At 64.9% G+C, this 22,428-nt stretch carries 21 protein-coding genes; 3 read left to right on the plus strand and 18 right to left on the minus strand.

What is annotated here, in order from left to right; all coding sequences use genetic code 11:
- Positions 1–96: 96 nt before the first annotated feature.
- The 9 genes from EI171_RS30335 to EI171_RS30375 form a co-directional block, all read right to left on the minus strand.
- On the minus strand, positions 97–1,428 hold the full coding sequence (locus EI171_RS30335; RefSeq protein WP_060911437.1) for an MFS transporter: 1,332 nt from the start codon (positions 1,426–1,428) through the stop codon (positions 97–99).
- A gap of 77 nt (positions 1,429–1,505) precedes the next feature.
- The gene (locus EI171_RS30340; RefSeq protein WP_161535495.1) at positions 1,506–2,312 is read right to left on the minus strand and encodes an enoyl-CoA hydratase/isomerase family protein; all 807 of its coding nucleotides are present in this window, start codon (positions 2,310–2,312) and stop codon (positions 1,506–1,508) included.
- Positions 2,313–2,342: 30 nt separating this feature from the next.
- Positions 2,343–3,887, minus strand: coding sequence for an AMP-binding protein (locus EI171_RS30345; protein ID WP_161535496.1), 1,545 nt, complete (start codon positions 3,885–3,887; stop codon positions 2,343–2,345).
- Positions 3,880–4,398: a (2Fe-2S)-binding protein gene (locus EI171_RS30350; RefSeq protein ID WP_161535497.1), complete on the minus strand. Its 519-nt coding sequence runs from the start codon at positions 4,396–4,398 to the stop codon at positions 3,880–3,882. Before EI171_RS30350 ends, EI171_RS30345 begins: the two co-directional genes overlap by 8 nt.
- Positions 4,395–5,210: a xanthine dehydrogenase family protein subunit M gene (locus tag EI171_RS30355; RefSeq protein ID WP_161535498.1), complete on the minus strand. Its 816-nt coding sequence runs from the start codon at positions 5,208–5,210 to the stop codon at positions 4,395–4,397. Before EI171_RS30355 ends, EI171_RS30350 begins: the two co-directional genes overlap by 4 nt.
- A complete protein-coding gene (locus tag EI171_RS30360; protein ID WP_161535499.1) occupies positions 5,207–8,209 on the minus strand; it encodes a molybdopterin cofactor-binding domain-containing protein in 3,003 nt (1,000 codons plus the stop codon). Before EI171_RS30360 ends, EI171_RS30355 begins: the two co-directional genes overlap by 4 nt.
- Positions 8,210–8,351: 142 nt before the next feature.
- Positions 8,352–9,191, minus strand: coding sequence for an AraC family transcriptional regulator (locus tag EI171_RS30365; protein ID WP_011086314.1), 840 nt, complete (start codon positions 9,189–9,191; stop codon positions 8,352–8,354).
- A gap of 124 nt (positions 9,192–9,315) precedes the next feature.
- A complete protein-coding gene (locus EI171_RS30370) occupies positions 9,316–10,731 on the minus strand; it encodes a UbiD family decarboxylase (protein ID WP_028171918.1) in 1,416 nt (471 codons plus the stop codon).
- Positions 10,732–10,756: 25 nt separating this feature from the next.
- Complete coding sequence (locus EI171_RS30375; protein WP_028171919.1) at positions 10,757–11,377, minus strand: UbiX family flavin prenyltransferase; 621 nt, start codon at positions 11,375–11,377, stop codon at positions 10,757–10,759.
- A gap of 161 nt (positions 11,378–11,538) precedes the next feature.
- Between EI171_RS30375 and EI171_RS30380 the strand changes: the two genes are divergently transcribed.
- From EI171_RS30380 to EI171_RS30390, 3 genes are all read left to right on the plus strand, one after another.
- A complete protein-coding gene (locus EI171_RS30380; protein WP_060913030.1) occupies positions 11,539–12,510 on the plus strand; it encodes a LysR family transcriptional regulator in 972 nt (323 codons plus the stop codon).
- Between the two features lie 211 nt (positions 12,511–12,721).
- Entirely contained in the window at positions 12,722–13,762 is a 1,041-nt protein-coding gene (locus EI171_RS30385) for a tripartite tricarboxylate transporter substrate binding protein (protein WP_028171920.1), read from the plus strand.
- A 422-nt stretch (positions 13,763–14,184) separates the two neighbouring features.
- Entirely contained in the window at positions 14,185–14,502 is a 318-nt protein-coding gene (locus EI171_RS30390) for a helix-turn-helix transcriptional regulator (protein WP_011086308.1), read from the plus strand.
- 11 nt (positions 14,503–14,513) lie between these two features.
- Here the strand turns inward: EI171_RS30390 and EI171_RS30395 are convergent, their stop codons facing one another.
- The 9 genes from EI171_RS30395 to soxB form a co-directional block, all read right to left on the minus strand.
- Complete coding sequence (locus EI171_RS30395) at positions 14,514–15,065, minus strand: YeeE/YedE thiosulfate transporter family protein (protein WP_011086307.1); 552 nt, start codon at positions 15,063–15,065, stop codon at positions 14,514–14,516.
- 11 nt (positions 15,066–15,076) lie between these two features.
- The gene (locus EI171_RS30400; RefSeq protein WP_161535500.1) at positions 15,077–15,628 is read right to left on the minus strand and encodes a YeeE/YedE thiosulfate transporter family protein; all 552 of its coding nucleotides are present in this window, start codon (positions 15,626–15,628) and stop codon (positions 15,077–15,079) included.
- Between the two features lie 107 nt (positions 15,629–15,735).
- Complete coding sequence (locus tag EI171_RS30405) at positions 15,736–16,827, minus strand: YeeE/YedE family protein (RefSeq protein ID WP_161535501.1); 1,092 nt, start codon at positions 16,825–16,827, stop codon at positions 15,736–15,738.
- A 101-nt stretch (positions 16,828–16,928) separates the two neighbouring features.
- Entirely contained in the window at positions 16,929–17,372 is a 444-nt protein-coding gene (locus tag EI171_RS30410) for a DsrE family protein (RefSeq protein WP_060911430.1), read from the minus strand.
- Positions 17,373–17,380: 8 nt separating this feature from the next.
- The gene (locus EI171_RS30415; RefSeq protein ID WP_161535502.1) at positions 17,381–18,286 is read right to left on the minus strand and encodes an alpha/beta hydrolase; all 906 of its coding nucleotides are present in this window, start codon (positions 18,284–18,286) and stop codon (positions 17,381–17,383) included.
- 14 nt (positions 18,287–18,300) lie between these two features.
- On the minus strand, positions 18,301–18,702 hold the full coding sequence (locus tag EI171_RS30420) for a DsrE family protein (protein ID WP_246740646.1): 402 nt from the start codon (positions 18,700–18,702) through the stop codon (positions 18,301–18,303).
- 59 nt (positions 18,703–18,761) lie between these two features.
- A complete protein-coding gene (locus tag EI171_RS30425; protein WP_246740298.1) occupies positions 18,762–19,454 on the minus strand; it encodes a c-type cytochrome in 693 nt (230 codons plus the stop codon).
- A complete protein-coding gene (soxC, locus tag EI171_RS30430) occupies positions 19,438–20,709 on the minus strand; it encodes a sulfite dehydrogenase (protein WP_011086300.1) in 1,272 nt (423 codons plus the stop codon). The genes EI171_RS30425 and soxC overlap by 17 nt, the downstream gene beginning before the upstream one ends.
- Positions 20,710–20,715: 6 nt before the next feature.
- The gene (gene soxB, locus EI171_RS30435; protein WP_161535505.1) at positions 20,716–22,407 is read right to left on the minus strand and encodes a thiosulfohydrolase SoxB; all 1,692 of its coding nucleotides are present in this window, start codon (positions 22,405–22,407) and stop codon (positions 20,716–20,718) included.
- Between the last annotated feature and the right edge of the window lie 21 nt (positions 22,408–22,428).

A 22,428-nucleotide genomic window follows, 5' to 3' on the forward strand; every position in this document is an offset into this window, starting at 1 on the left:
GCCGACGATCAGGTCGTCTAATGCAGTCCATCCATACCCGTCTCGTTGCGCAATTCGATGGATCGGCGCGGCCAGGTGCAGCCGCGCCGATTTGGCCTAGCGGAAATTGCCCTTGGTCTCCGGGATCACGATCGCGCCGATCAGATAAATCACGAACACGCCGACCGCGAAATAGGCCAACGACATCGGAATCTCCGCGGGGCTGCCGCTCACCAGCGAGACGAAGGTCGGCATCATGCCGCCCAGCGCAAAGCCAATGTTCCAGGACAAGCCCGTGCCGCTCGCGCGCAGCGCAGTCGGAAAGCGCTCGTTCAGGAAGATCAGCACCGGCGCATAGCCGGCATTGCCGATGAAGGCGATTGCCAGCGCGTAGACCGTGATCTGCGTCGTCTCCTTTGTCGCAGCGAGATTGAGATAGCACAGTGGCAGCAGCACTGCCGCCAGTGCGCCGATCAGAAGGAACGTCTTCTTGCGGCCGATGCGGTCGCTCAGCGCGCCGACCAGCACCGCAGAGAAGAACGCCGACACGCTCGCGCCCATCAGGATCAGCGACGAAGTCTGGTTCGGGACCGCGTTGATGACCTTCAGGAAGCTCGGCAGGTAGCCCGAGGTCAGGTAATAGCCGGCTCCACCGCCGAAGGTGATGAGCAAATTGACCAGCAGCACGCCGCGATACTGGCCGGAGAACACGTCCTTCACCGGCGCCTTCGAGACCTTCGCCTGCTTGTTGCCCTGCTGGCGCTTCAGCTCCTTGAAGTACGGGGATTCCTCGAGGTTCCGGAAGATGAACCAGCCCAGCAGCGAGCTCAGCAGGCCCGAGAAGAACATGAAACGCCAGCCCCAGACCGCGAAGGCATCGCCGGGGAAGACCGAGGACGTGATCAGGAAGATGAAGGATGCGAGCAGCGCACCGATGCCCGCGCCGCCGCCGCCGACCAGGCCCGACATCGCGCCGCGCCATTGCGGCGGCACGGACTCGGTGCCGATGGTATGGGTGGACGCCACGACGCCGCCGACGAAGATGCCCTGGATCAGCCTCAGGATCAGGAACATGATCGGCGCGATCACGCCGACTTGCGCGATGGTCGGCAGCAGGCCGAACGCCGCCGTGCTGAGGCCGACGCCCACAATGGCGATCAGCATCGCCTGCTTGCGGCCGTGCACGTCGGCATAATGGCCGAACACCGCCGAGCCGAGCGGCCGCATCAAAAGCGTGACCGCGAATGAGCCATAGACCGCGGCCAGCGAGAGCGCGGCATTGCTCGACGGAAAGAACAGCGCGCCAACGACCGGCGCCACGTAGAGCAGAATGAACAAATCGAACAGATCGAGCGCCCATCCGAGCACCGATGCGATGATCGCATTGACCATCTGCTTGTTGTCAGCCGATGCCTGTGCACCAGCGACCGGCATATCCATCTCAGCCATGTTGTTTTACCTCCCCCGTTTGAACGGCGCCGCGGTCCGCGCCACTGCGAACCGCGGCATTGCGTTTGCGTCGCGTCTCAGCGGCCGACGAATCTCGGCGGGCGCTTGGCGTTGAAGGCCTCGACGCCCTCCTTGAAGTCTTCCGACTGGCGCAGGCGGCTGTAGCAATGGCCTTCGAGCTCGATGGCGATGGCGAGCGTCGAGTCCTCGGTGTCGTTGAGGAGCTTCTTGGCGGTGCGCTGCGTCAGCGGCGAGAAGGTACGAAGCTCGTCGACGAGCTTGTCGGTCGCCTTCTCCAGCTCGGCATCCGGCACGCATTCAGTGGCGATGCCCCATTCATAGGCCTGCTTGGCCGAGATGCGCTTGGAGCGCATCACGATGTCCTTGGTGCGGGTGATGCCGACCATCTTCTGCAGGCGGGCCGAGCCGCCCGAGCCCGGGATCTGGCCGAGCTTCTGCTCCGGGAGCGCATATTGCGTGGTCTCGGATGCGATGCGGAAGTCGCAGGCCAGCGACAACTCGAAGCCTACGCCGAAGCAGTAGCCGCGATTGGCGACGATAACAGGCTTGGCGCAACGCGCCGGCGCGGCGATGTTCCAGGCGAGCTTGGAGACGTGCTCGGGGCTCGCTTCCATGAAGCCTCCGATATTGCCGCCACTTGAGAAATGCTCGCCCTCTCCGCGCAGCACGATGATGCGCACGCGCGGATCCTCGTCCAGAGTCTCGAAGGTCAGCCGAAGCTGGTCGCGCTGCGGCATCGACACGACGTTGTAGGGCGGCCGTCCCAGGATGATGTCGGCGCGCTCATGCGCCTCGTCGATTTCGACCTTGAACCCGTCGAGCTTGGCGAGCCGGGGGTCGGCAAATGTATAGAGTGACGGCATTTTGGCTTCCTTCTGTTGATGGGCGATTTTTCAGGCCGCGTCCGACGGCGGCAGGCGCTCGGCCTCGTATTCTCCGGCGACGAGCAGCCGCCGCAGCAGCTTTCCGACGGGTGATTTCGGGATCGCGTCGACGAAGACGTAGCGGCGCGGCCGCTTGAAATTGGCAAGGCCCGAGGTGCGGCAGAACCGCTCCAGCTCTCCTTCCGACACCGCACGATTGCGCTTGACGAAAGCGGCGACAACCTTGCCCCATTTCTCATCGGTGACGCCGACCACCGCTACCTCGTCGACATCAGGATGCAGCGACAGGCAGCTCTCGATCTCGACCGGCGAGACGTTCTCTCCGCCGGTGATGATCATGTCGTCGACGCGGCCAGTGACGAACAGGTCGCCGTCGGGATCGACGAAGCCGGTGTCGCCGGTAAAATACCAGCCCTCGCGCAGCGACTTGGCGTCGGCTTCCGGACGGCGCCAATAGCCTTCGAAGGCCTCGTCGCCTTTGAGCGTGGCGATGATCTCGCCCTCCTCGCCGACCGCGGCGATATCCGCGACCGACTTCGCGCCGATGCGCACGACCTTGACGTGCTGGTTCAATCCCGCCTTGCCAGCCGAGCCGGGTTTTGCGGCCGCGTTCTGGTCGATCGTAAACGTGTAGATCTCGGAGCTGCCGTAGTGATTGACGAACAGGTTTGGCTTGAACGCCTCGTTCAGCTTCTTCAACAGGCCATCGGTCATCGACGCGCCGGCAAAGCCGAGCTTGCGCACGCTGGAGACGTTAGTTTTGGCAAAGGCCTCGTGATGAACGAGATCGTGATAGAGCGTCGGCACCAGATAGAGGTTGGTGATCTCCTCCTTCTCGATCAGCGCCAGCGCCTGGCGGCTGTCATAGCGCGGCAGGCAGATGAACGTGCCGCCGATCAGCGACATCGCCAGCAGCGAGCGGACGCCCATGGTGTGGTAGAGCGGCATGACGCCGAGCGTGCGCTCCCCGCGGCCGTAGAGATTCTGCGCGACATGGGCGATCGCTGCGGCCCGCTCGGCGCGGTGCCGGCGCGGCACGCCCTTTGGCCGAGACGTCGTGCCCGAGGTGTAGAGCATGATCGACCAGGCATCGGCACCGACACGCGGCTCCGCGTCGGGCGCGCGGTCCTTGATCAGGTCAGAAAAGCTGGTGGCCTCACCGGTCCCGGGATCGACGGACACGCGCAGCAGCCTGCCTGCCAGCGCCGAACCCTGCACGACCTCGGCAGAGATGTCCTGATAGAAGACCGCGCAGGCCTCGGCGTTCTCGATGCAATAATCGAGCTCGTCGGCCTTGGCGCGCCAGTTGATCGGCGTGATCACGAGGCCCGCGATCTGGCAGGCCCAGTGCAGCGTCGCCGCCTCCCAGCGGTTCTGCAGCAGCGTGACGACGTGATCGCCGGGCTTGAGGCCGAGGCGGTCGAACGTCGCCACCAGCGCGGAGATCTTGTCGTACCACTGCCGATAGGTCAGACGAAGGTCGCCGTCGACCAAGGCAATCGCATTGGGATCGCGCGCGGCGCTGGCCATGAAGCTGCTGGCGAGATCAAGCATCGGACGTCTCATTTTTGGATGAAGCGAGTTCGGCGGCGGCTTCGAGCGCCGCCTGGATGATTGGGGTGTAGCCGGTGCAGCGGCAGATATGCCCGCTGAGAAGATCCCGGATCTCCGCCTCGGTCGGCGCCGGGTTCCTCGCGAGATAATGGTCCAGCGACATCAAGATGCCGGCGGTGCAGAAGCCGCACTGGAGCGCGTGGTTGCGGCGGAAGGCCTGCTGCAGCACGCCAAGCCGATCGGCCGACGGCGCGAGCCCTTCGACCGTCTTCAGTTCGCAGCCATCGACTTGCGCCGCGAGCGTCAGGCACGACCGCGTCAGCATGCCGTCGACGACGATTGTGCAGGCGCCGCAGACACCGTGCTCGCAGCCGACATGGGTGCCGGTCGCCCCCAGCTGGTGGCGCAGAAAATCCGAGAGCAGCATCCGCGGCTCGGCTTCGCCCTCGACGGGATTGCCGTTGAGCGCGAAACGGACGGCATGGCGGCGGTCCGCCTTGAGACGGGTCATTGCAGCACCTCGCCGATCAGGTCGCGGCCGATCATGCGCACGAGGTCGCGGCGGTAGCGCGCGGTCGCGTGGACGTCGTCGTGGGCGCCGAGCTCGTAAGCGAAGGCGTTGAGGGCGTCGTCGAGCGCGGTCCCATCGAGCCGCGGCCAATCGCGCGCGGTCGGCACATCCGCGACGCCCCCGACAGCGAGGCGCACACCCGTTGGCGTCTTCATGGCTGCGCAGGCGACGATGGCGAAATCACCGTGCCGGCGCGCGACCTCGCGGAAAGCGACGCGCGATCCCTTGATGACAGGCAGCGATATGCTTTCGATCAGCTCATCATCAGCGCGCGCGGTCAGCATCATGCCGGAGAAGAAGTCCTTTGCCGCCACGCGGCGGCGTCGTTTAGCGTTGCGCAAGAACACCTCACCGCCAAGCGCGACCAGCGTCAGCGGAATCTCGGCGCTGGGATCGGCATGCGCGAGCGAACCGCAGATGGTGCCACGGCTGCGGGTCTGCATGTGCCCGACCCAGGGCAGCGCCAGCGCCACCAATGGTAATGCCTCGGCAAGGTCCGGCCAGGCCAGCAGGTCGGCCTGGCGAACGCCGGCGCCGATTACAATGGCGTCCTTCTGGCGCTCGATCTTGCCCAGCTCCTTGAGGCGCATGATGTCGATCAAGAGCTTCGGCTTGGCGAGGCGCATGTTGAGCATCGCCATCAGCGACTGCCCGCCGGCGAGCACGCGGGCATCGCCGCCTTGCTGCGCCAAACCTTCAAGGACGTCGCTGACGGTCTCGGCCCTGAGATAGTCGAATGCGGGCGGTTTCATCGGCGCCCCCCGAACAGGCTCGCGACCTTCGCCAGCAGCGCGAACAGCGAGAACCCGCCACCCTCCGCGCCACCACCGCCGGCCCTGCGGGCGAGCGCGGAGAAGAACTGGCCGATGATCACGCGCGTCGCGCCATCGAGCAGGCGGCCGCCGATGCTGGCGACCTTGCCGCCGATGGCAGCGTCATAGCTGTAGGTGAGCTTCGTTCCGCCATTGCCGTCGGGCGCGAGCGTGATGCGTCCCTCGGCGCTGCCAAAACCCAGCGCGCCGGTGGCGCCGCCGCGCAAGGTCACTGCATGCGGCGGATCGAGATCGAACAATTCCACATCGGCACGATAGCGGCCGGTGACGGGGCCGATGCCGAGCGTCACGTCGGCGCGGAAATGCGTCTCGGCGACCTTGTCGACGCTCTGGCAACCGGGAATGACCGATTGCAGCGTCGCGGGATCGAGCAGCATGGCCCAGACCTGCTCCCGCGCGCCCTTCACCGAAGCCCGCCCCTCGCCGCGTAGCCGCCGGTCGCCTTCGCGCACGGGCGCTGCGGTCGCACCGCCTGCTGGCGGCGGCGGCTCGGCGCCGCGCACCATCTCCGCAAGGCGCGCCGGCACCAGCGGCAAGGTGATGTCGGCAACGCCCAGCGCATCCACGACCGCATTGGCAAGGCACACCGGCGTCGACATGCAATTGCCTTCGCCGACGCCCTTGGCGCCGAGCGGGGTGAACGGCGACGGCGTCTCCATGTGGATGATTTCGGGCTCCGGCACCTCGGTCGTGGTCGGCAGCAGATAGTCGGCGAGCGTTCCCGTCAGGAAGCTGCCGTCCTCGGCGTAGGCATATTCCTCAAAGAGTGCGGCACCGAGCGCCTGAGTGAAGCCGCCGCGGATCTGGCCGTTGACCATGCCGGGATGCAAAATGGTGCCGCAATCGTGCATGGTGACGTAGCGGTCGATGCGCGTCTCCAGCGTCGTGCGGTCGATCTCGACGCCGCAGAAGTCGAAGATGAAGCCGTGGCACAGCGAGGAATTGATGCGGTCCTCATCGTCCGGCGGCGTCAGCTCCGGCGGCGTCCAGAACACAGTCTCGCGGATGGTCTGGCCTGCGTCGTCGCGTAGCGAACCCGGCGACCAGTGGCTGAGCGCGGCGACGCGCGAGAACGCGATCCGGTTCTCGGGATTGTGTTTTGATGCGACGAATCCCCGCGCGAACACGATGTCCGACGCCTCGACGTTCAACTGGCTGGCGGCGATGCGCGCGAGCTTGCCGGCGACGCGCTCGGCCGCAATCTTCGCGGTGCCGGCCACCGCCGCCGCAAAGCGGCTCGCATAGTTGCCCGATGCGATCGACCAGGCGTCCTTGGCGGTGTCGATCTCGGTGTTGACGCGGATATCCCTGGGCTGGAGGCCAAACACGTCGGCAACGACCTGCGACAGCACAGTACGATGGCCTTGCCCCTGCGGCACGGACGCCACATGCACCGTGACGCTGCCGACCGGATCGAGCCCGACGGTCGCGGTCGCCTGCGCGCCGTTCTTCGGTCCGGCCTTGCGGCGCTCGGCCGCCGTCAGCACGGTGGTGATGTAGCCCATGTTGGAAACGCTGGGCTCGACTACCGCGGTGAAGCCGATGCCGTAGAGACGCCCCTCTGCCCGCGCCTTGTCGCGCCGCGCTTTCAGCTCGGCAAGCCGGCCCTGCTCGACCGCGCGCGCGATCGCTCCCTGGTAGTTGCCGGAATCCAGGAGCGCGCCCATCGCTGTTCGATAGGGAAACGCGTTCGCCTCGATCAGGTTGCGCTTGATGACGTCGAGCGGATCGAGCCCGAGGCCGATCGCGATGCGCTGCACCAGCCGTTCGAGCGCGAAATAGACCTGCGGACCACCAAAACCGCGGTTGAGGCCGGTCGGCGTCTTGTTGGTGACGACGACGCGGTTGCGGACCTTGACGTGGCTTATGTCGTAGGCGCCGGTCAGATTGCCGTGCATGCGATAAAGCGTCGCCGGCTCGGGCGCGCGCAGATGAGCGCCGCAATCCTCGACCTGGTCCCAGTCGAGCGCGAGGATCTTTCCATCGACGCCAACCGCCGCCGACAGCGTCGTCGCGCGATTGGTCGCCGACACCGAAGCGGTAAGATGCTCGAGCCGGTCCTCGATCCATTTGACCGGCCGCCCCGTGACGCGCGCCGCCGCGGCGATCAGCACGATATAGGGAAACACGCCCTGCTTGACGCCAAAGCTGCCACCGGAATCCGGCGGCGTGCGCAGCCGTAAGCGATTGCCCGGCACTTTCAGCGCACGCGCGATCACCGTGTGGATGCTGAACGGGCCCTGGAAATTGGCGAGCACCTCGAACGCGTCCTCGCCCGCATCGTGCGAGGCGACGACGCCATAGGTCTCGATCGGCGTGCAGGAGTTGCGGGGATATCGGATGTCGATGGAGAAGCGATGCGGCGCATCCGCGAAGGCTTCTTCAAGATCGCCGTAGCGAAATGAGCGGTCGCTGGCGAGATTGCCGGGAAAGCCGTCATGCAGCACCGGCGCCCCCGGTGCGATTGCACCAAGCGGATCGACGACGGCGCCGCGCGGGCGATATTCGACGTTGATCAGCTCGGCCGCATCCTCGGCTCGGGCGCGGTCGGTGGCCACGACCACAGCAACCGGCTCTCCGACATAGCGCACACGGTCCGTCGCGATCGGCCAGCATTCGACCGGCGCCTTCACGCCGACGACCAGGCTTGTCGTGACGGCCTTGACGTCGCTGCCGGTCAGAACCGCGGCAACGCCCGGCAGGCGTTTTGCAGCTTCAGCATCGATGGAGAGAATGTCGGCATGTGCGTGCGGCGAGCGCAGGATGGTCGCGTGCAGCGTGCCGGGCTGGACACCGAGATCGTCGATGAAGCGACCGCGGCCAGAGAGCAGCGCGGCGTCCTCGACGCGCTCGATCGAGCGCCCAACCCACGGCTCATCGCTACTTCCCGGATTTGCGGATATGACCGCCTGCAACATGTCCCGGCATACCTCCCGACGCGTTCTCTGACGCGACGGTGACACTTGTCAGGACAGGGGCTGCGCGGGCCATACCGCCCGCTCTCACGACTTACCAAATCGTCTCATTCGAGCGCGTGCAGCGCAAAATTAGCCGCTAGACTCAGCCCGCAAGACGCGAGACGTTGCGAAACTCGCGCGGGCTGACGCCGGCATGGTCGCGGAAGAAGCGCGTGAAATGCGCCGGCTCCGGAAAGCCGAAGCGCTCGCTGAGCTCTCCGAGCGGCGTGTCCTCGCGCATGACGGCATCGAGCGCGCGCTCCATGCGGACGACGTTGAGATAGATTTTTGGCGAGACGCCGAGCGAGGTCTCGAACAGGCGGAAGAACTGCGCGCGCGAGAGCCCTGCGCCCTTCACGAACTGATCGACGCTGCCATAGGAATCCTGCACACGCATCGCGTCCATCGCGCGGCGGATGCGCCAGTCGCAGCTCACCGCCCTCATGCCGCGGATCGAGGTCGGGAAGCTGCGCCAGGGCGTGAAGCGTTCGATCACCGCGATCATGAGATCCGACAGCGTCTGCTCGTGGGTCCGCACCGCGTCCGGATTCGCCATCATTTCGGCTGCGAGATGCAGCGTGAGCTGGCGGATGCGCGGCGACACCTCGCCCGAGGGGCGTTCGAAAAAGCCCGGCGCGCCGCTCGCGGCCCATCCGGGTCGGAACTCCTTCAGCCATTCGGGCTCGATATAGAGCGCCATGATGAGCGTGCGCGGACGGCTGGCGTCGTGCACATAGGCGTGCGGCTTCCAGCCGTCGACCAGCACGGCGGCCATGTCCGTGAGCGGCGTGACCTGATCGCCAACCAGAAACTGGGTGTCGGCGCCCTCGACCTTGAGCAGGACGTGGCAATGATGATGGGCGTGACGGACCAGCGAACGATCCATGTCGAGCAGAGCGACCCTGCCGAAAGCGCCGTGAGCGATGCGCAGGGCCGTCGACATCAGTTCCTTCCTCCCAGCGTTGCGCTGCAAAACGATTGGCTAGCTGGCGCGGCACTATAAGCGGCGTCAGCTACATATTCCAACCGCGCAAACGGACGCAAGTTGCCTTCTCGCGGTAATCGGCTCATGCGCGCGCCCCCGCAAGCAACCGCGCGACCGCGGCGCTGGGATCGGCCTGCAAGGCCGTGGCGAGATCAACCTCCTCCTCGCCCTTGACGCGAATGCGCTTGAAGGCGAGCTCGGGGGCGCTGACCGGCGCGGTCGCGTCCAGGCCCATCTTCGCGCTGATGCCATTATCGGTGGTCGGATCGAGCTTCGAGCCGAGCGCGCCCGAAACGACCATGAGATCGCGATCGGCCTGGAAGCGCGTCGCCACCGCCCATTCGATCTCCTCGGACGAGGAGATGTCGACGTCCTTGTCCACCACGATGACCTGCTTGATGTCGTAATGCGCACCGAAGGCACACATCATGACGTTCTTGGGCTCGCCGTCATTGGCCTTGTCGATCTTGATCGCGAGATGATAGCGGCAGGTGCCGCCGCGAGTCAGGCGGACGTCGATCACGCCAGGAAAGCTGCGGCGCAGATGCTGCAGCAGCGTCGCTTCGCGCGGCACGCCGCCAAGGATGAGATGCTCGAAACCGCCGCCGACGATGGTGTGGAAGATCGGCGCCTTGCGATGCGTGATCGCATCGACCTCGATCACCTCGCGATTGGCGCGCGGACCGTAATATTGGGGGAATTCGCCGAACGGGCCTTCCGGCTCGCGCACGCCCTGCAAGATCCGTCCCTCGATCACGATCTCCGCATGCGCGGGCACGCGGACCGAATTGGTGCGGCATTTGACGACGTCCACCGGCTCGCCCAGCAGAGCACCGGCAATCGCCATTTCGTCCTCGTCGAGCGCAGCGATGGCTTGGGATGCAAGCAGCAAGGCTGGATGCGCGCCGATGACGATCGCGATCTCCAGCGCCTGGCCCAACTCTTCCGCGAGGCGGTAATAGGAGAATGTATGCCGCGGCAGCAGCAGCACGCCGATGCGGTTCTTGCCAGATATCTGGCAGCGGTGGATCGAGACGTTCTGCACGCCGGTCTTGGGATTGCGGGCGATCAAGAGGCCCGCGGTGATGTAGGGGCCGCTGTCGCGCTCATTGTGCTTGGGGACCGGAAGCTGGCGCAGCAGATCGATATCCTCATGCACGACCTCCTGCACTGGCCCGCTCGCCACTTCATGTGTCGGCAGCGGATGGCTCGCGGCAGCGAGGAGCCGCGGCAGCAGCTGGTCCTCGGTGACGCCGATGGACTCTGCGACCCAGTCGCGGCCGGCAAAGAGGTTGGCGACGACCGGGATCGCGTGCCCGTCGGGGCGCGGAAACAGCACGGCGCTGTCGCGCTCCAGCCGCTTGGCGATGGCGGCGAGCTCGTCCGCTAGCGCAACGCCCTCGTGCGCGATCGCGAGCTTGCCGCGCTCGGCGAGATAAGCGAGCCAGGCGCGCAGATCGGCGGGCGAACCCTTCCTCGCAACATCTTCCATTCGCATACGGGTCTTTCCTTGAGGTCTCAGGTCAGGGCGCGATCTTGCGCAGCGACGGCGAGCGGCGCTTGAGCGCCTCGTCCTCGCCCCAGCGGCGCACGACGCCAATATCGATGTCGTAGAGGTCGAGCACGCGGCCGACCGTGTGCTCGACCATGTCGTCGAGGCTTTCGGGCTTGGCGTAGAAGGCCGGCACGGGCGGCGCGATGATCGCGCCCATCTCCGAGAGTGCCGTCATCGTCCGGAGATGCCCGGTGTGCAGCGGCGTCTCGCGCACCATCAGCACCAGGCGCCGGCGCTCCTTGAGCACGACGTCGGCAGCCCGTGTCAGCAGTGTCGTGGTCACACCGGACGCGATCTCGGACATCGAGCGCATCGAGCACGGCGCCACGATCATGCCCGCGGTGCGGAACGAGCCGCTGGAGATGGCGGAGGCCATGTCGTCGATCGCATGGTTGACATTGGCGAGCGCCCTCACCTCCGCGATCTTCAGGTCGGTCTCATAGGCAAACGTCTGCTCGGCGGTCTTCGACATCACCAGATGCGTCTCGACGCCGGCATTGCGCAGGAGCTGGAGCAGGCGCACACCATAGGTGACGCCCGAAGCGCCGGAAATGCCGATGATCATCCGCTTGGGGCTGACGTCCTGCATATCTTTGGTCTCGCTCCCTGGGGCACGCGCCCCTCGATCAGCAAGACTAGGCAATCACAACCATCATCACAAATAATGATTGATTATATATTCGATCACCTGAGATGATGGCTCGCGAGCAGGATCAGCGACCGAAGGATAGCCCCGTGGAACTCAGGCAGATGCAATATTTCCTGTGCCTGGCCGAGGAAAAGAACGTCACCCGGGCCGCGCGCCAGCTCAATATCGTGCAGCCGGCGCTGAGCATGCAGATCGCCAAGCTCGAGGCCGAGCTCGGGCAAAAACTGTTCGACCGCAGCGTCCAGGGCATGACGCTGACCAGCGCCGGCGAAGCGCTGGTGCGGCTGACGGCGCCGATCGTGCGCGATGCCGAATATGCCCGGCAGGAGATGGCACAGCTCGGCGGGCGCATCTCGGGCCGCGTCTCGGTCGGCCTCATCACGTCGGTGGCGCAAAGCACGATGGCGAGGTCGTCGGCGACCGTCGCCAGCCGCTATCCCGAGATCACGCTGTCGGTCTGCGAGGGCTACACCGAGACGCTGGTCGACTGGGTCAACACCGGCCAGCTCGATTTCGCGTTGATCAACGTGCCGCGCCGCAGGACTCCGCTGGCCGCGCATCACGTCATGGACGAGGAGATGGTGTTCGCCTGCCGTAAGGACGGCCCGATCAAGCCGCCGGCAAAACTGCGTTTCGACCACATCGCCAATGTCGACCTCGTGCTGCCCTCGAAACGGCACGGCCTGCGGCTAATCCTGGACGAGCACGCCGCCGCCGTCGGCATCGACCTGAGGCCGCGTCTCGAACTCGACACCCTGCCTGCGCTCTGCGATGTGATCGCCACCACGGATTTCGCAACCGTGCTGCCGACCATCGCACTCCGGCAATCGCTCGCGAGCGGAGCCATCCGGGCGCATCGCTTCAACGAGCAACGGATCGTGCGCTCGATTGCCTGGGTGCATCACCCGCGGCGAACGGTGTCGGTCGCGGCGAAGGCCGTGCTCGACGTCATCAGCCGCGACCTCGCGCAGGCCGCCGCCGTGGCAAAGGAGTTCGTGGAGCCTACCTCCGGTGGCACAAGCTCGTCCTCCCGAAAAAGGCGCAGAAAGCCGCGGCGGAAAACGATCTCTTAGATGCAGGATTTCGGCTCGGACAAGATGTCGCGCCCGCCGCAAAATGAGACGGGTTGGTAAGTTTTGAGACCAGCCGGCATGGCAGTCGCATCAAGCCGCTAACTACGGTCCAGGCGCAATAATCGCGACCTGGCGCTTATCCCCGACGGCTCTTGTCACGGACGCTCCCTGGCCTCGCAGAACAAGACACAGTCGGGAGATTCAGTCCGAGATGACAAAGTTCGGTCGCAGCAAGATCACGGACATTTCTCAGCGGCAGAGCGAGGGATTTCATCCTCACCGGAGGTCGCTGCTCGCACTCGGCGGTGGTGCCCTGCTCGCAGCCGCGGGGATGCAGGCTGCGAACGCCCAAGACTATCCCGCCCGACCGATCCAGGTGCTCGTGCCCTTCGCCGGCGGCAGCGCCAGCGACGTGATCACCCGTATCCTGCTCAACCGCATGTCCACGTCACTTGGACAGGCCTTCGTGGTCGACAATCGTCCCGGCGCTGGCGGCAATATCGGCACCGCTGCCGCGGCGCATGCCGCACCTGATGGCTACACCTTGCTGATGAGCACCTCCGGCCCGCTGGCTGCGAACAAGGCGCTCTACAAGGACCTCCCCTACGATCCGCTGAAGGACCTCGCCCCGATCGGCCTGTTCGCGACGCTGCCGAATGTCATCGTGATCAATTCGAAGCTGCCGCCGAAATCGCTGCGCGAGCTGATCGACTACGCGAAAGGACATCCTCGCGAGCTGAACTACGGGACGGTCGGGGTCGGCTCCTCGCAGCATCTGGCGGCCGCCTATTTCGAGCAGCTCACAGGCACCGAGCTCACACACGTTCCCTACCGCAACATCGCAGCTTACACGCCGGACTTCATCGCAGGGCAGGTCCCGCTCGGATTCCAGCTCCTGCCGAACGTCCTCGGCCTGATCAAAAGCGGCGATGCGCGCCCGCTCGCGGTGGCCAGTGACAAGCGCATGACGGCGGTGCCTGATGTCCCGACTGCGGCCGAAGCCGGCCTGAAGAATTACGAGAGCGCCGCCTGGCTTGCGCTTCTTGCGCCGGCGAACACCGATAGGGCCGTCGTCGACAAGCTCTACAAAGCGATGGTCGAAGCCGTAAACGATCCGAAGGTGCGCGCCCTCTTCGTCGAGCAGGGCGCCGAGCCGCTGGTGATGGATCCCCAGGGCCTGAAGAATTTCATGACCTCGGAAACGACGAAATGGATCGGGGTCATCAAGAAGATCGGCATCGAGCCGATGTGAGCCAAGCTCTTGTGTAGAAGACCTGCCCGCATTGGCTGTCGTCAGGTTTTTCTTGATCTCCAGGTGCACACGTCGTGCACATGCCGCCCTCTAACCAGTTGAAAATCATGAACCATCGCTCCAGTCCATCATGGGCGCCGCGGCAAATTTGTCGCCTAACCCATTCATCTTATTGAGGTCTTTTAACTCCGGCCAGTCCTTTATGTGATTGGACCGGGAGCGGGAGTGCACACGTCACTCGTATGGCGTATGTCAGAGATCCTTGAGAACGATGGGCTTCGGTTATACTCATTCAGCGATGTGAGTATAATTCGCATGCTTATGCCGCGCCGATTCAATCGCGGGCCATTCATTAACCGGCCAAACCCGGATTTCGCTCTCATATTTAACGGCTGGCACGCAAGTGCTAACGAAACACCGTCATGCGCCGAATGAATACGAACGAACTCGAAAGGCAGGCAAAGGGGGTGGCCGCCCTGATGCGCATGCTTGCCAATGAGCATCGTCTGCTCATCGTCTGCAAGCTCGTCGAATATGGCGAAATCAGCGCGAGCGCGCTTGCCGAGGATGTCGGCCTTTCCGCTTCGGCCCTATCGCAGCACCTTGCAAAGCTGAAGACACAGCGCATCGTCGCCTGTCGGCGCGATGGTCAGACGATGTGGTACCGTGTCGCAGACCGGAGGATCGAAGAGCTGTTTTCAACGCTGCACAGGCTCTTCTGCAAGACACCAAAACGGTGACCTGTGATCTGCTACATCCGCTTCTGCTCAGCTTCCACAGATTCGATCCACCAGAAGAACAGTCCGGCGCCGACTGCAAGAGCGGCGAACCAAATGATGTCCGGGATGTTCGTCACGTCCGGAAGGCGGACTTTGCCGAGCGCCCAGACGTTGAGCACGTGCGCTTTCAGCCAATCGAAACTCAGCGCGTAAAGGATAGCACCGGCAACCATGCCGAGCGCGCCGACCAAGGCATGGATGCTGCCGGTGGCGATGGCGCCGAGCGCCGTTCCCGGGCAATAGCCATAGACCACCATGCCGATACCGAACAAAGCGGCGCCGAGCGCGATCGCCAGCATGTTGGCATCCTTCACATAGTACTTCGTGTTGCCGGTATCGACGAGCAGCAGCACGCCGATGCCGCCGACGACGATCGCCGTGCCCATCACCTTCAGCACAGTAAAATCGCGCAGGCGAAACTGGTTCTCGATCACATTACAGTTCGTCACCTTGCCACGCTGCAGCAGGAAGCCGAAGGCAGCGCCCATTAGCACGGGGCCAAGGATTGTCATCATCGCGGTCATCTTGATTCCCTTCACCGTTTGCGGAACATGAGCGTGGAGATACCGAGTCCTGTGGCGAACATCACCGCCAGGAATAGCCAGCTCGACACCGCGAGCTGCAAACCGCCGGAAATGCCGTGTCCGCTGGTACAGCCGCCAGCAAGCCGTGCGCCGTACATGATCACGATGCCGCCGAGGAACGCGCCGACAAAGCGCTTGGCGATCGATGGTCCGAACCGCTCCTTCCAGACTTCCGGCACGAGCTCGAGCCGCCACGTGCCCGACATCACTGCGGAGAGGAATGCGCCGAGCGGGATGCCGACGAGGAACCAGACGCCGTAGTCCCACTTCAGCGGCATGCTCTTCCAGTAGGAATTCTGCGCCACAGCCTCCGGCCCGATCACCGGAACGGCGAACAGCGAGGCGACGCGCGAATAGGCGGTGGTGACGCCGAGCGGATCGCCGAACACTGCGAAGGCGATCCAGCTCAACAGCCCGATCCCGGCGCCGACGAGATAGGGCGACCAGTCGATGCGCGCAGTGCGCGGCGCTTCGCGAACGTAGCTTTCCGTGATGGTGGTCATGTGCGTTTCCCCGAGGGCGGCGCGCCCGCATTGTTGCGGCGCAATCGGCCCGCATTTGCGAAAATCATATTCAAAAAATGTAATTTAGCAAACCATAAAATATCTGATCACGCGCCCGCTGCGGGCGAGCCAGCGGCCTGCTGCGGTTGTGGCGTACCGGCACGGTCGACGAAGAGGTCGGTGAGTCCAGCCCCGAGCCACATGCCGCCGAGCACGAGCCAGGCGGTGAGCGCGAATATCGAGGCGCCGGTCACGCCCGCGCCGACCGCGCAGCCGCCGGCGAGCATCGCGCCGAAACCCATCAGCACCGCGCCGAGCAGATAGCGCCGCATGCCGAGCCCGTCGAAAAACCCCTCGAGCTTCAGCTCATGCGCGCTTGCCGCAGCGACGAACGAGCCGAGAAACACGCCGGGAATGATGCCGAGGTCGAAGCCGAGCCGGATCTGCGAGCTGTTCAAGACCAGCATCAGCAATTCGGCCGACGGTCCGCTGAAGGTGAGGCTTTTCAGCGTCACCGGTGCGAAGGAGGCCTGCGACAGCTGGTAGGTGAAGAGCCAGCCGGCGACGACGGCTACGCCCGTCGCCAGCGCGGCGAAGATCAGCCGGCGCGGCAAATGGCTGCGTAAGGCGAAGGTGAGCCCCGCGATCAGCCATAGTCCACCGAAAGCGAGCTTCTCGGGCGTACCGCCGCCGAATGCCGCCATGATGTCGCGCGACGGCCCGCCGTCGACAAGCCACAGATTGCTCACCCACTCGCGCGCAGGCGACAGCAGGCCGCGATAAGAAGCCTGCGCCGTCACCGCAAACACCAGGCCCGACAGCAGCGCCCTGAGATTGCCATTGGCCGAGAGCACGAGCAGCCGGCTGGCACAGCCGCGGGCCAGAATCATGCCGCAGCCGAACATCATGCCGCCCACGAGCGCACCGGAGATGCTGCCCTGCTGCGCGAGCTGGCGCGCCTCGGAGACGTCGAGCAGACCGAGCGCGACAAAGGCCTGCGTGCCCACCAGCGCCGCGGCAAAGGTCAGGAGCCAGACCGCAAGGCGCGGGCCGCCCTCGCCGCGGGAGAACTCGACGGCGGCGGCGCGCAGGCAGAAGCGGCTGCGCTGGGCGAAGAATCCAAAGACGCCGCCGACCAGAAGGCCGCCGAGCCATGACAGGCGGTCTTCCCCCAGGAGATCGATGAGTGTCGTCAGCACGGCCGCCTCAGTGTTCCTTTGAGGTCTGCCAAGTCTATCGCTCGCTGCGGTCGCGCCGTATGAGCCAAATCAAGGCCCGGCCGCATCGGCGCCACGCCTGCTCAGGGCCGCAGATAGGCATATCCCTGCTGTTGCAGCTCGGCGAGCCGCACCACGCCGCCCTTCTCGGCTACCACGAAGCCGGGCGTGAGGTCGTCGAGCTTGACCCCCTGCGCCTTCATGGTGTTGGCGCAGGCATCAAATCCGACGCCAGCGTCGGCGAGCTTCTTCATCATCGCAACGGTGTGATCTTCGGCGGCGAGCGCGTGGAAGGCGCGAAGCGCGGGCCCATGCACGACCAGCCTGATATCGGCCTTGCCGGGGCCACCAACGCCATCGACATGGTTCTGGAGGTTGCCCAGAACGAAGACGACGCGGTCGGCATCGGCGAGGTGATAGACGACGCGCTGTCGCGCCGGTGTTTCCGTCGCCGCTGCCGCTTCGCGCACGGCAAGAGCACCAAATAGTCCGGCAAGGCTCGCGCCAAGCATGGATCGACGCTGCATGGTCCCTCCTAACGTGTCTGCTTGATGAATTCGGCGATACGATCGGCAGCATCTTCCGCGAACAGGTCGCGGAAGAAGTGATCGGCGTCCTCGATTCTATCGAGCTGCACCCTGCCGCCGCTCGAATCGGCAAGCGGTGCAAAGGACGCTACCACGTCGGGCACGACCGTATCCTTGGTCGCGGCGAGCACCAGCACAGGGAGCTTGAGCCGCGCCACGAGCGCCGCGGCGTCCTGGCCGGTGTCGGCGGCATAGAAGGAGGCAAAGGCGCGCGCCGTCACCACCGCGTTGCGGCAATAGATGAAGCCTGGCACGTCCATCCACTCGCCACCGCGGCCCGCCGCGACGGTCCTCGTCGCCTGCTTCATGAACGGTTCGAGCGGCTTGCCGTAGGTCTGGGCATAGGAGGCGCGCAAGTCGGCCTCGGCTTTCGCCGTCACCGGCGCCAGCAGCACGGCACCCGCGACCGGCGGGGGTTCGCCCGCCGCCAGATAGCGCGCGACCTGGTTGCCGCCGCGCGAGTGACCGAGGGTGAAGACGAACCGCGACATGCCCCTCGCCTTGGTCACCCAGGCACCGATCTCAGCAACCGCATCGTCAACGACATAGTCGTGCCGCGCCGCGCAGTCATACATGCCCTTGCGGCGGTCGAGCCCCAGCGACAGGGTATGGGCGAGCGAAGCGATGCCGCGCTGCTCAAGCGCCTTCGCGACGCCCTGAATGACTTCCATGTCCTTGTGGGCGAGCGTGCCGTGGGTCATCACGACCAGCGGCGTATCCGGTCCCATCGAGGCAGGTGTGCGCAGTGTCGCGAGGGTCGTGCGGCCGCCGGCCGACAGTTCGAGCTCCTGCTCGGCCGCGCCGGCGGGCGGCGCGAGAAGGAGCAAGACAGCCAATCCCATCAACCATCGCATCGGCGGCTCTCTCCTTACGGTCGGACAATCGTCCAGTTCTTTTCCGCAAGATCCATCAGTGCGGCAACACCAACCCGGGTGACGCTGATGCCCTCGATCAGCGGCGGTCGCCTGCCTTCCTTCATCGCAAGCGTCTCCAGGGTATTGCCGCAGGCGATGAAGCTCACATTGGGCATCGATTTCAGGAAATTCAACAGGCGCTCCTTCACCGGCGAGCGGTCGTCGAGCAGCATGTCGAGGCCGCCATTGAAGGCAACCACCACGATCTCGACGTCGTCGCCCTGCCCGGAATAATGCCGCGAGACGTTCGCCGCAACATCGAGGACGGCGCGCATCTTGGCCGGGTCGTCGTCGCTGATCTGCAGCGCGAGCCGGTGCGGTTCGGTCGCCCGGGACGGAGCGGCCGGACTTGTCATGATGAAGGCGGCAGCGAACAAACTGCGAAGCAACCCACGGCGGCTCGCCCGGCCGCGGATCATTCCACGCCCCGCGACTTTCCGTCCTTGGTATCCTCTGGGGTCACGTCGATGACGGCAGCGCGCGCGGTGATCTTCACCGGCTCGATGCAATCCCTCATGCAGGGGTCCTTCTGCCAGAACGATTTCTCGCTCGTCGCCCGATCGTCCATCACAAAGCCCTGCTCGTTCGGCATCTTGATCGTGGCAAGGTTCTTGTTGGTCAGCTCGAAATTCTGGTCGGTGACAACGTCGTTCAGGTACAGGACGTAGGCGACCAGCGCATAATACTCGTTGACCGAGAGCGACTCCGCATTGCCGTAAGGCATGGCGTGACGGACGTAGTCGAACACGGTCGAAGCATAGGGCCAGTACGAGCCCACCGTCTTGACCGGATTGTCTGATGTCAGCGAACCCTTGCCGCCCGCCAGCACTGGCCAGCGGCCGTTACCCTCGCCGAACTCGCCGTGGCAGGTCGAGCAGTTGTCCATGAAGAGCTTCTCGCCCTGGGCGACCGTGCCCTTGCCCTCCGGCAGGCCCTGACCATCGGGCCGCACGTCGATATCCCAGCCGCGGATTTCCGCCGCGGTCGGCGCGCGGCCGATGTGATAGCGCGGACCGGCTTTGGCATCGGTCTTCTGCTGCGCGAGCGCGGGTGCGCACATTGCGCAAATGAGCAGTGCCGCGGCAGCAAACTTAAGCGACTTCGACATTCTCGACCTCACCATTGGCCTGCACATGCCAGGTCTGGATGCCATTGTTGTGATAGATGGAGTTGACGCCACGGATCTTGCGCAACTCGGCCTTGCTCGGTTGCACGTAGCCGGTCTCGTCCTGCACGCGCGATTGCAGCAGCAGCGGCTCGCCGTTCCAGTCGAACTCGTAGTAGAAGCGCGTCAGTGCCTTGTCGAGCACGGGGCCGTCGAGCCGTGCCGGCCACCAGTTGCGGCCGCCATCGAGCGACACGTCGACGCGCCTGACCTTGCCGTTTCCGCTCCAGGCCAGCCCGGAGACGATGGTGAAGCCCTTGCCGTGCCTGATCGGCGCCTGCGGACTAGGGCTCGTGATCACCGACTTGGCGTCCATCGACCAGGTGAACCGACGTGCCTTTCCGTTGGGCATCAAGTCGGTGTATTTCGACGTCTCCTCGCGGGTGTGCCAGGGCTGATCGCCGACCTTGATGCGGCGCAGCCACTTGACCCAGAGATTGCCCTGCCAACCCGGCACCACGAGCCGCATCGGATAGCCCTGTTCGGGATAGAGCGCCTCGCCGTTCATCTTGTAGGCGATGATGCAGTCGTCGAGCGCCTTCTCGATCGGCAAGCTGCGATCCATCGCGGCCGCATCGGCGCCCTCGACCAGCAGCCACTTACCGTTGGTCTTGACCCCTGCTTCTTCGAGCAGCGTACGCAGCGACACGCCGGTATACTGCACGCAATGGATCATGCCGTGGGTGAACTGACAGCCATTGAGCTGCGCGCCGCGCCACTCCATGCCGGAATTTGCTGCGCATTCCATGAAGTGAATGCGGTTGACGCGCGGATAGCGCTTCAACTCCTCCAGCGTGAGGATCAGCGGACGCTCGACGAGCCCATGGATCATCAGGCGATGATCGGCCGGATCAACCTCGGCGATGCCGCCATGATGCCGCTCGAAGCAGAGGCCGTTCGGCGTGATGATGCCTTCGAGCTCGTGCAGCGGGGTGAAGCTCACCGAGGACTCGCGCGAGGCGGTCAGCCATTCGACGTCGCGCCGGACGACATCCTTCTCGAACTTCGAAGGCTTGCCGTAGGGGCGCACGGCGACGCCCTCGCCGAGCGACTTGGTCCATTCCGGGACGTTGGGAGGCTGGTTCGCCGGATTGCCGCCGCCGGCCAAGGCGGGCTTCGCGAGCACCGACGCCGCAACGCCGGCGCCAGCGGCCAGGAAACTGCGTCGGGATTGCTGGGGACTGTCCATCTTCGACATCGCTTCTCACGCTCCCGTCACTTTGACAGCTCTGTTGGGTTCGAGGCGAACCGTCTTCTGTCGGGTCAGATAATTGGCCACGACCTCCCAGATCGGCGGCCCTTCGGTCCCTTCGTTGACGCTGGCCCAACCTGCGACCTGATATTCCCTCGCGGGATCGATCGGCGCACCGGTCTTGAGCAGCTGCATGTCCGAGATGCGGCTGCCTTGCGGCTTCGCGATATCGATCGCATAGGACAGACCGCCGATGCGCACCATGTCGCCACCCTGCTGATAGTAGGGATCGACGTTGAAGAGATTGTCGGCGACGTCCTCGATGATCTCCTTCAACCGCGAACCCGTCATGCCCATGCGATAGACCGCCGGATAGGTGATCGCGGTCGCGTTGGTGACGTCCTCGAAGGTGATGTCCTGTCCCGGCAGCACGCTTGTGCCCCAGCGGAAGCCCGGCGAGAGCGCGATCTCGGCGTCGCGCTCCTGCAACAGGGCCTGGCAGATCAGGTCGTCGAAGGTGCCGTTGAAATTGCCTCGCCTGTAAAGCAGCGAATCCGTCTTGCCGAGCACCTTCGATAGCTCGGGCGCGAAGGGCTTGCGTACCTCGGCGATCTTCGCGGCCATCTCGGCATCCGCCGCGATCACATCGGAGAACAGCGGAATGAGCTTGAAGCTGTAGGCCTTGACCTCGCCGTCGCGGACGTCGAGGTCGAGCCGCGACACGAACTTGCCGGACGAGCCCGACGCGATCAGCAGGGTCTTGCCGACCTTGACCGCTTCGGGCAGCGCGTCATGGGTGTGGCCGGTCAGGATGACGTCGATGCCCTTGACGCGGGAGGCCAGCTTGCGGTCGACGTCGAAGCCGTTGTGCGAGAGCAGCACGACGAGCTGCGCCCCGTCCTTGCGCGCTTTGTCGACCTGGGCCTGCACGTCCTCCTCGCGGACTCCGAACGACCAGTTCGGGATCATCCAGCGCGGATTGGCGACCGGGGTGTAAGGGAACGCCTGGCCCAGCACCGCGATCTTGACGCCACCGCGCTCGATCATAGTCGAAGGCTCGAACGCCGCCTCGTTCCACTCGGTATCGCGGATGTTGAGGCCGAGGAAGGGGAAGCCGAGCCCCTCGATCGCCTGCTTGACCCGCTCGGTGCCGTAGGTGAATTCCCAATGTCCGGTCATGGCGTCGGGCTTGAGCAGGGCCATGCAGTCGATCATGTCCTGGCCCCGCGTCTTCAGCGAAGACCACGAGCCCTGCCAGGTATCGCCGCCGTCGAGCAGCGCGACCTTGTCGCCGCGCTCGGCGCGGATCGCCTTGATCACGGTGGCGGCCCGATCGAGCCCGCCGATCTTGCCGTAGGTCTTGGCCAGCGCCTCGAAATCCTCCGACGTCAGTGCGTACGCGGCCGAAGAACCGGGTGCGATGCCGAAGCGGGCGAGAAACTCCTTGGCCGTCACGTGCGGCGGCAGTCCCTTCGCCTCGCCGACGCCGAGATTGGTCGAAGGCTCGCGGAAGTAAAGCGGCATGAGCTGACCGTGAATGTCGGTCACATGCACCAGCGTGACGTTACCGAGCGGCTCGAAGGCCAGCAATTCCTTCTGGGTCAGGCGCTGCTGGGCGAACGCCCGGGTCAGGCTCGAACCGGTACTGGTCGCCAGTGTCGCCGTTGCTGCAGCAACCTGGATGAACTCGCGACGAGAGATCATGCGCAATGCTCCTGCAGGCTC

The organism is Bradyrhizobium sp. LCT2 (assembly GCF_009931255.1).
Taxonomy (GTDB): Bacteria; Pseudomonadota; Alphaproteobacteria; order Rhizobiales; family Xanthobacteraceae; genus Bradyrhizobium; species Bradyrhizobium diazoefficiens.

What these genes read in the sequence shown, in the direction of transcription:
- EI171_RS30335 (WP_060911437.1), bottom strand. Translation starts at nt 1,428, where the DNA reads ATGGCTGAGATGGATATGCCGGTCGCTGGTGCACAGGCATCGGCTGAC.
- EI171_RS30340 (WP_161535495.1), bottom strand. Translation starts at nt 2,312, where the DNA reads ATGCCGTCACTCTATACATTTGCCGACCCCCGGCTCGCCAAGCTCGAC.
- EI171_RS30345 (WP_161535496.1), bottom strand. Translation starts at nt 3,887, where the DNA reads ATGCTTGATCTCGCCAGCAGCTTCATGGCCAGCGCCGCGCGCGATCCC.
- EI171_RS30350 (WP_161535497.1), bottom strand. Translation starts at nt 4,398, where the DNA reads ATGACCCGTCTCAAGGCGGACCGCCGCCATGCCGTCCGTTTCGCGCTC.
- EI171_RS30355 (WP_161535498.1), bottom strand. Translation starts at nt 5,210, where the DNA reads ATGAAACCGCCCGCATTCGACTATCTCAGGGCCGAGACCGTCAGCGAC.
- EI171_RS30360 (WP_161535499.1), bottom strand. Translation starts at nt 8,209, where the DNA reads ATGTTGCAGGCGGTCATATCCGCAAATCCGGGAAGTAGCGATGAGCCG.
- EI171_RS30365 (WP_011086314.1), bottom strand. Translation starts at nt 9,191, where the DNA reads ATGTCGACGGCCCTGCGCATCGCTCACGGCGCTTTCGGCAGGGTCGCT.
- EI171_RS30370 (WP_028171918.1), bottom strand. Translation starts at nt 10,731, where the DNA reads ATGCGAATGGAAGATGTTGCGAGGAAGGGTTCGCCCGCCGATCTGCGC.
- EI171_RS30375 (WP_028171919.1), bottom strand. Translation starts at nt 11,377, where the DNA reads ATGCAGGACGTCAGCCCCAAGCGGATGATCATCGGCATTTCCGGCGCT.
- EI171_RS30380 (WP_060913030.1), top strand. Translation starts at nt 11,539, where the DNA reads ATGCAATATTTCCTGTGCCTGGCCGAGGAAAAGAACGTCACCCGGGCC.
- EI171_RS30385 (WP_028171920.1), top strand. Translation starts at nt 12,722, where the DNA reads ATGACAAAGTTCGGTCGCAGCAAGATCACGGACATTTCTCAGCGGCAG.
- EI171_RS30390 (WP_011086308.1), top strand. Translation starts at nt 14,185, where the DNA reads ATGCGCCGAATGAATACGAACGAACTCGAAAGGCAGGCAAAGGGGGTG.
- EI171_RS30395 (WP_011086307.1), bottom strand. Translation starts at nt 15,065, where the DNA reads ATGACCGCGATGATGACAATCCTTGGCCCCGTGCTAATGGGCGCTGCC.
- EI171_RS30400 (WP_161535500.1), bottom strand. Translation starts at nt 15,628, where the DNA reads ATGACCACCATCACGGAAAGCTACGTTCGCGAAGCGCCGCGCACTGCG.
- EI171_RS30410 (WP_060911430.1), bottom strand. Translation starts at nt 17,372, where the DNA reads ATGCAGCGTCGATCCATGCTTGGCGCGAGCCTTGCCGGACTATTTGGT.
- EI171_RS30415 (WP_161535502.1), bottom strand. Translation starts at nt 18,286, where the DNA reads ATGCGATGGTTGATGGGATTGGCTGTCTTGCTCCTTCTCGCGCCGCCC.
- EI171_RS30420 (WP_246740646.1), bottom strand. Translation starts at nt 18,702, where the DNA reads ATGACAAGTCCGGCCGCTCCGTCCCGGGCGACCGAACCGCACCGGCTC.
- EI171_RS30425 (WP_246740298.1), bottom strand. Translation starts at nt 19,454, where the DNA reads ATGTCGAAGTCGCTTAAGTTTGCTGCCGCGGCACTGCTCATTTGCGCA.
- soxC (WP_011086300.1), bottom strand. Translation starts at nt 20,709, where the DNA reads ATGTCGAAGATGGACAGTCCCCAGCAATCCCGACGCAGTTTCCTGGCC.
- soxB (WP_161535505.1), bottom strand. Translation starts at nt 22,407, where the DNA reads ATGATCTCTCGTCGCGAGTTCATCCAGGTTGCTGCAGCAACGGCGACA.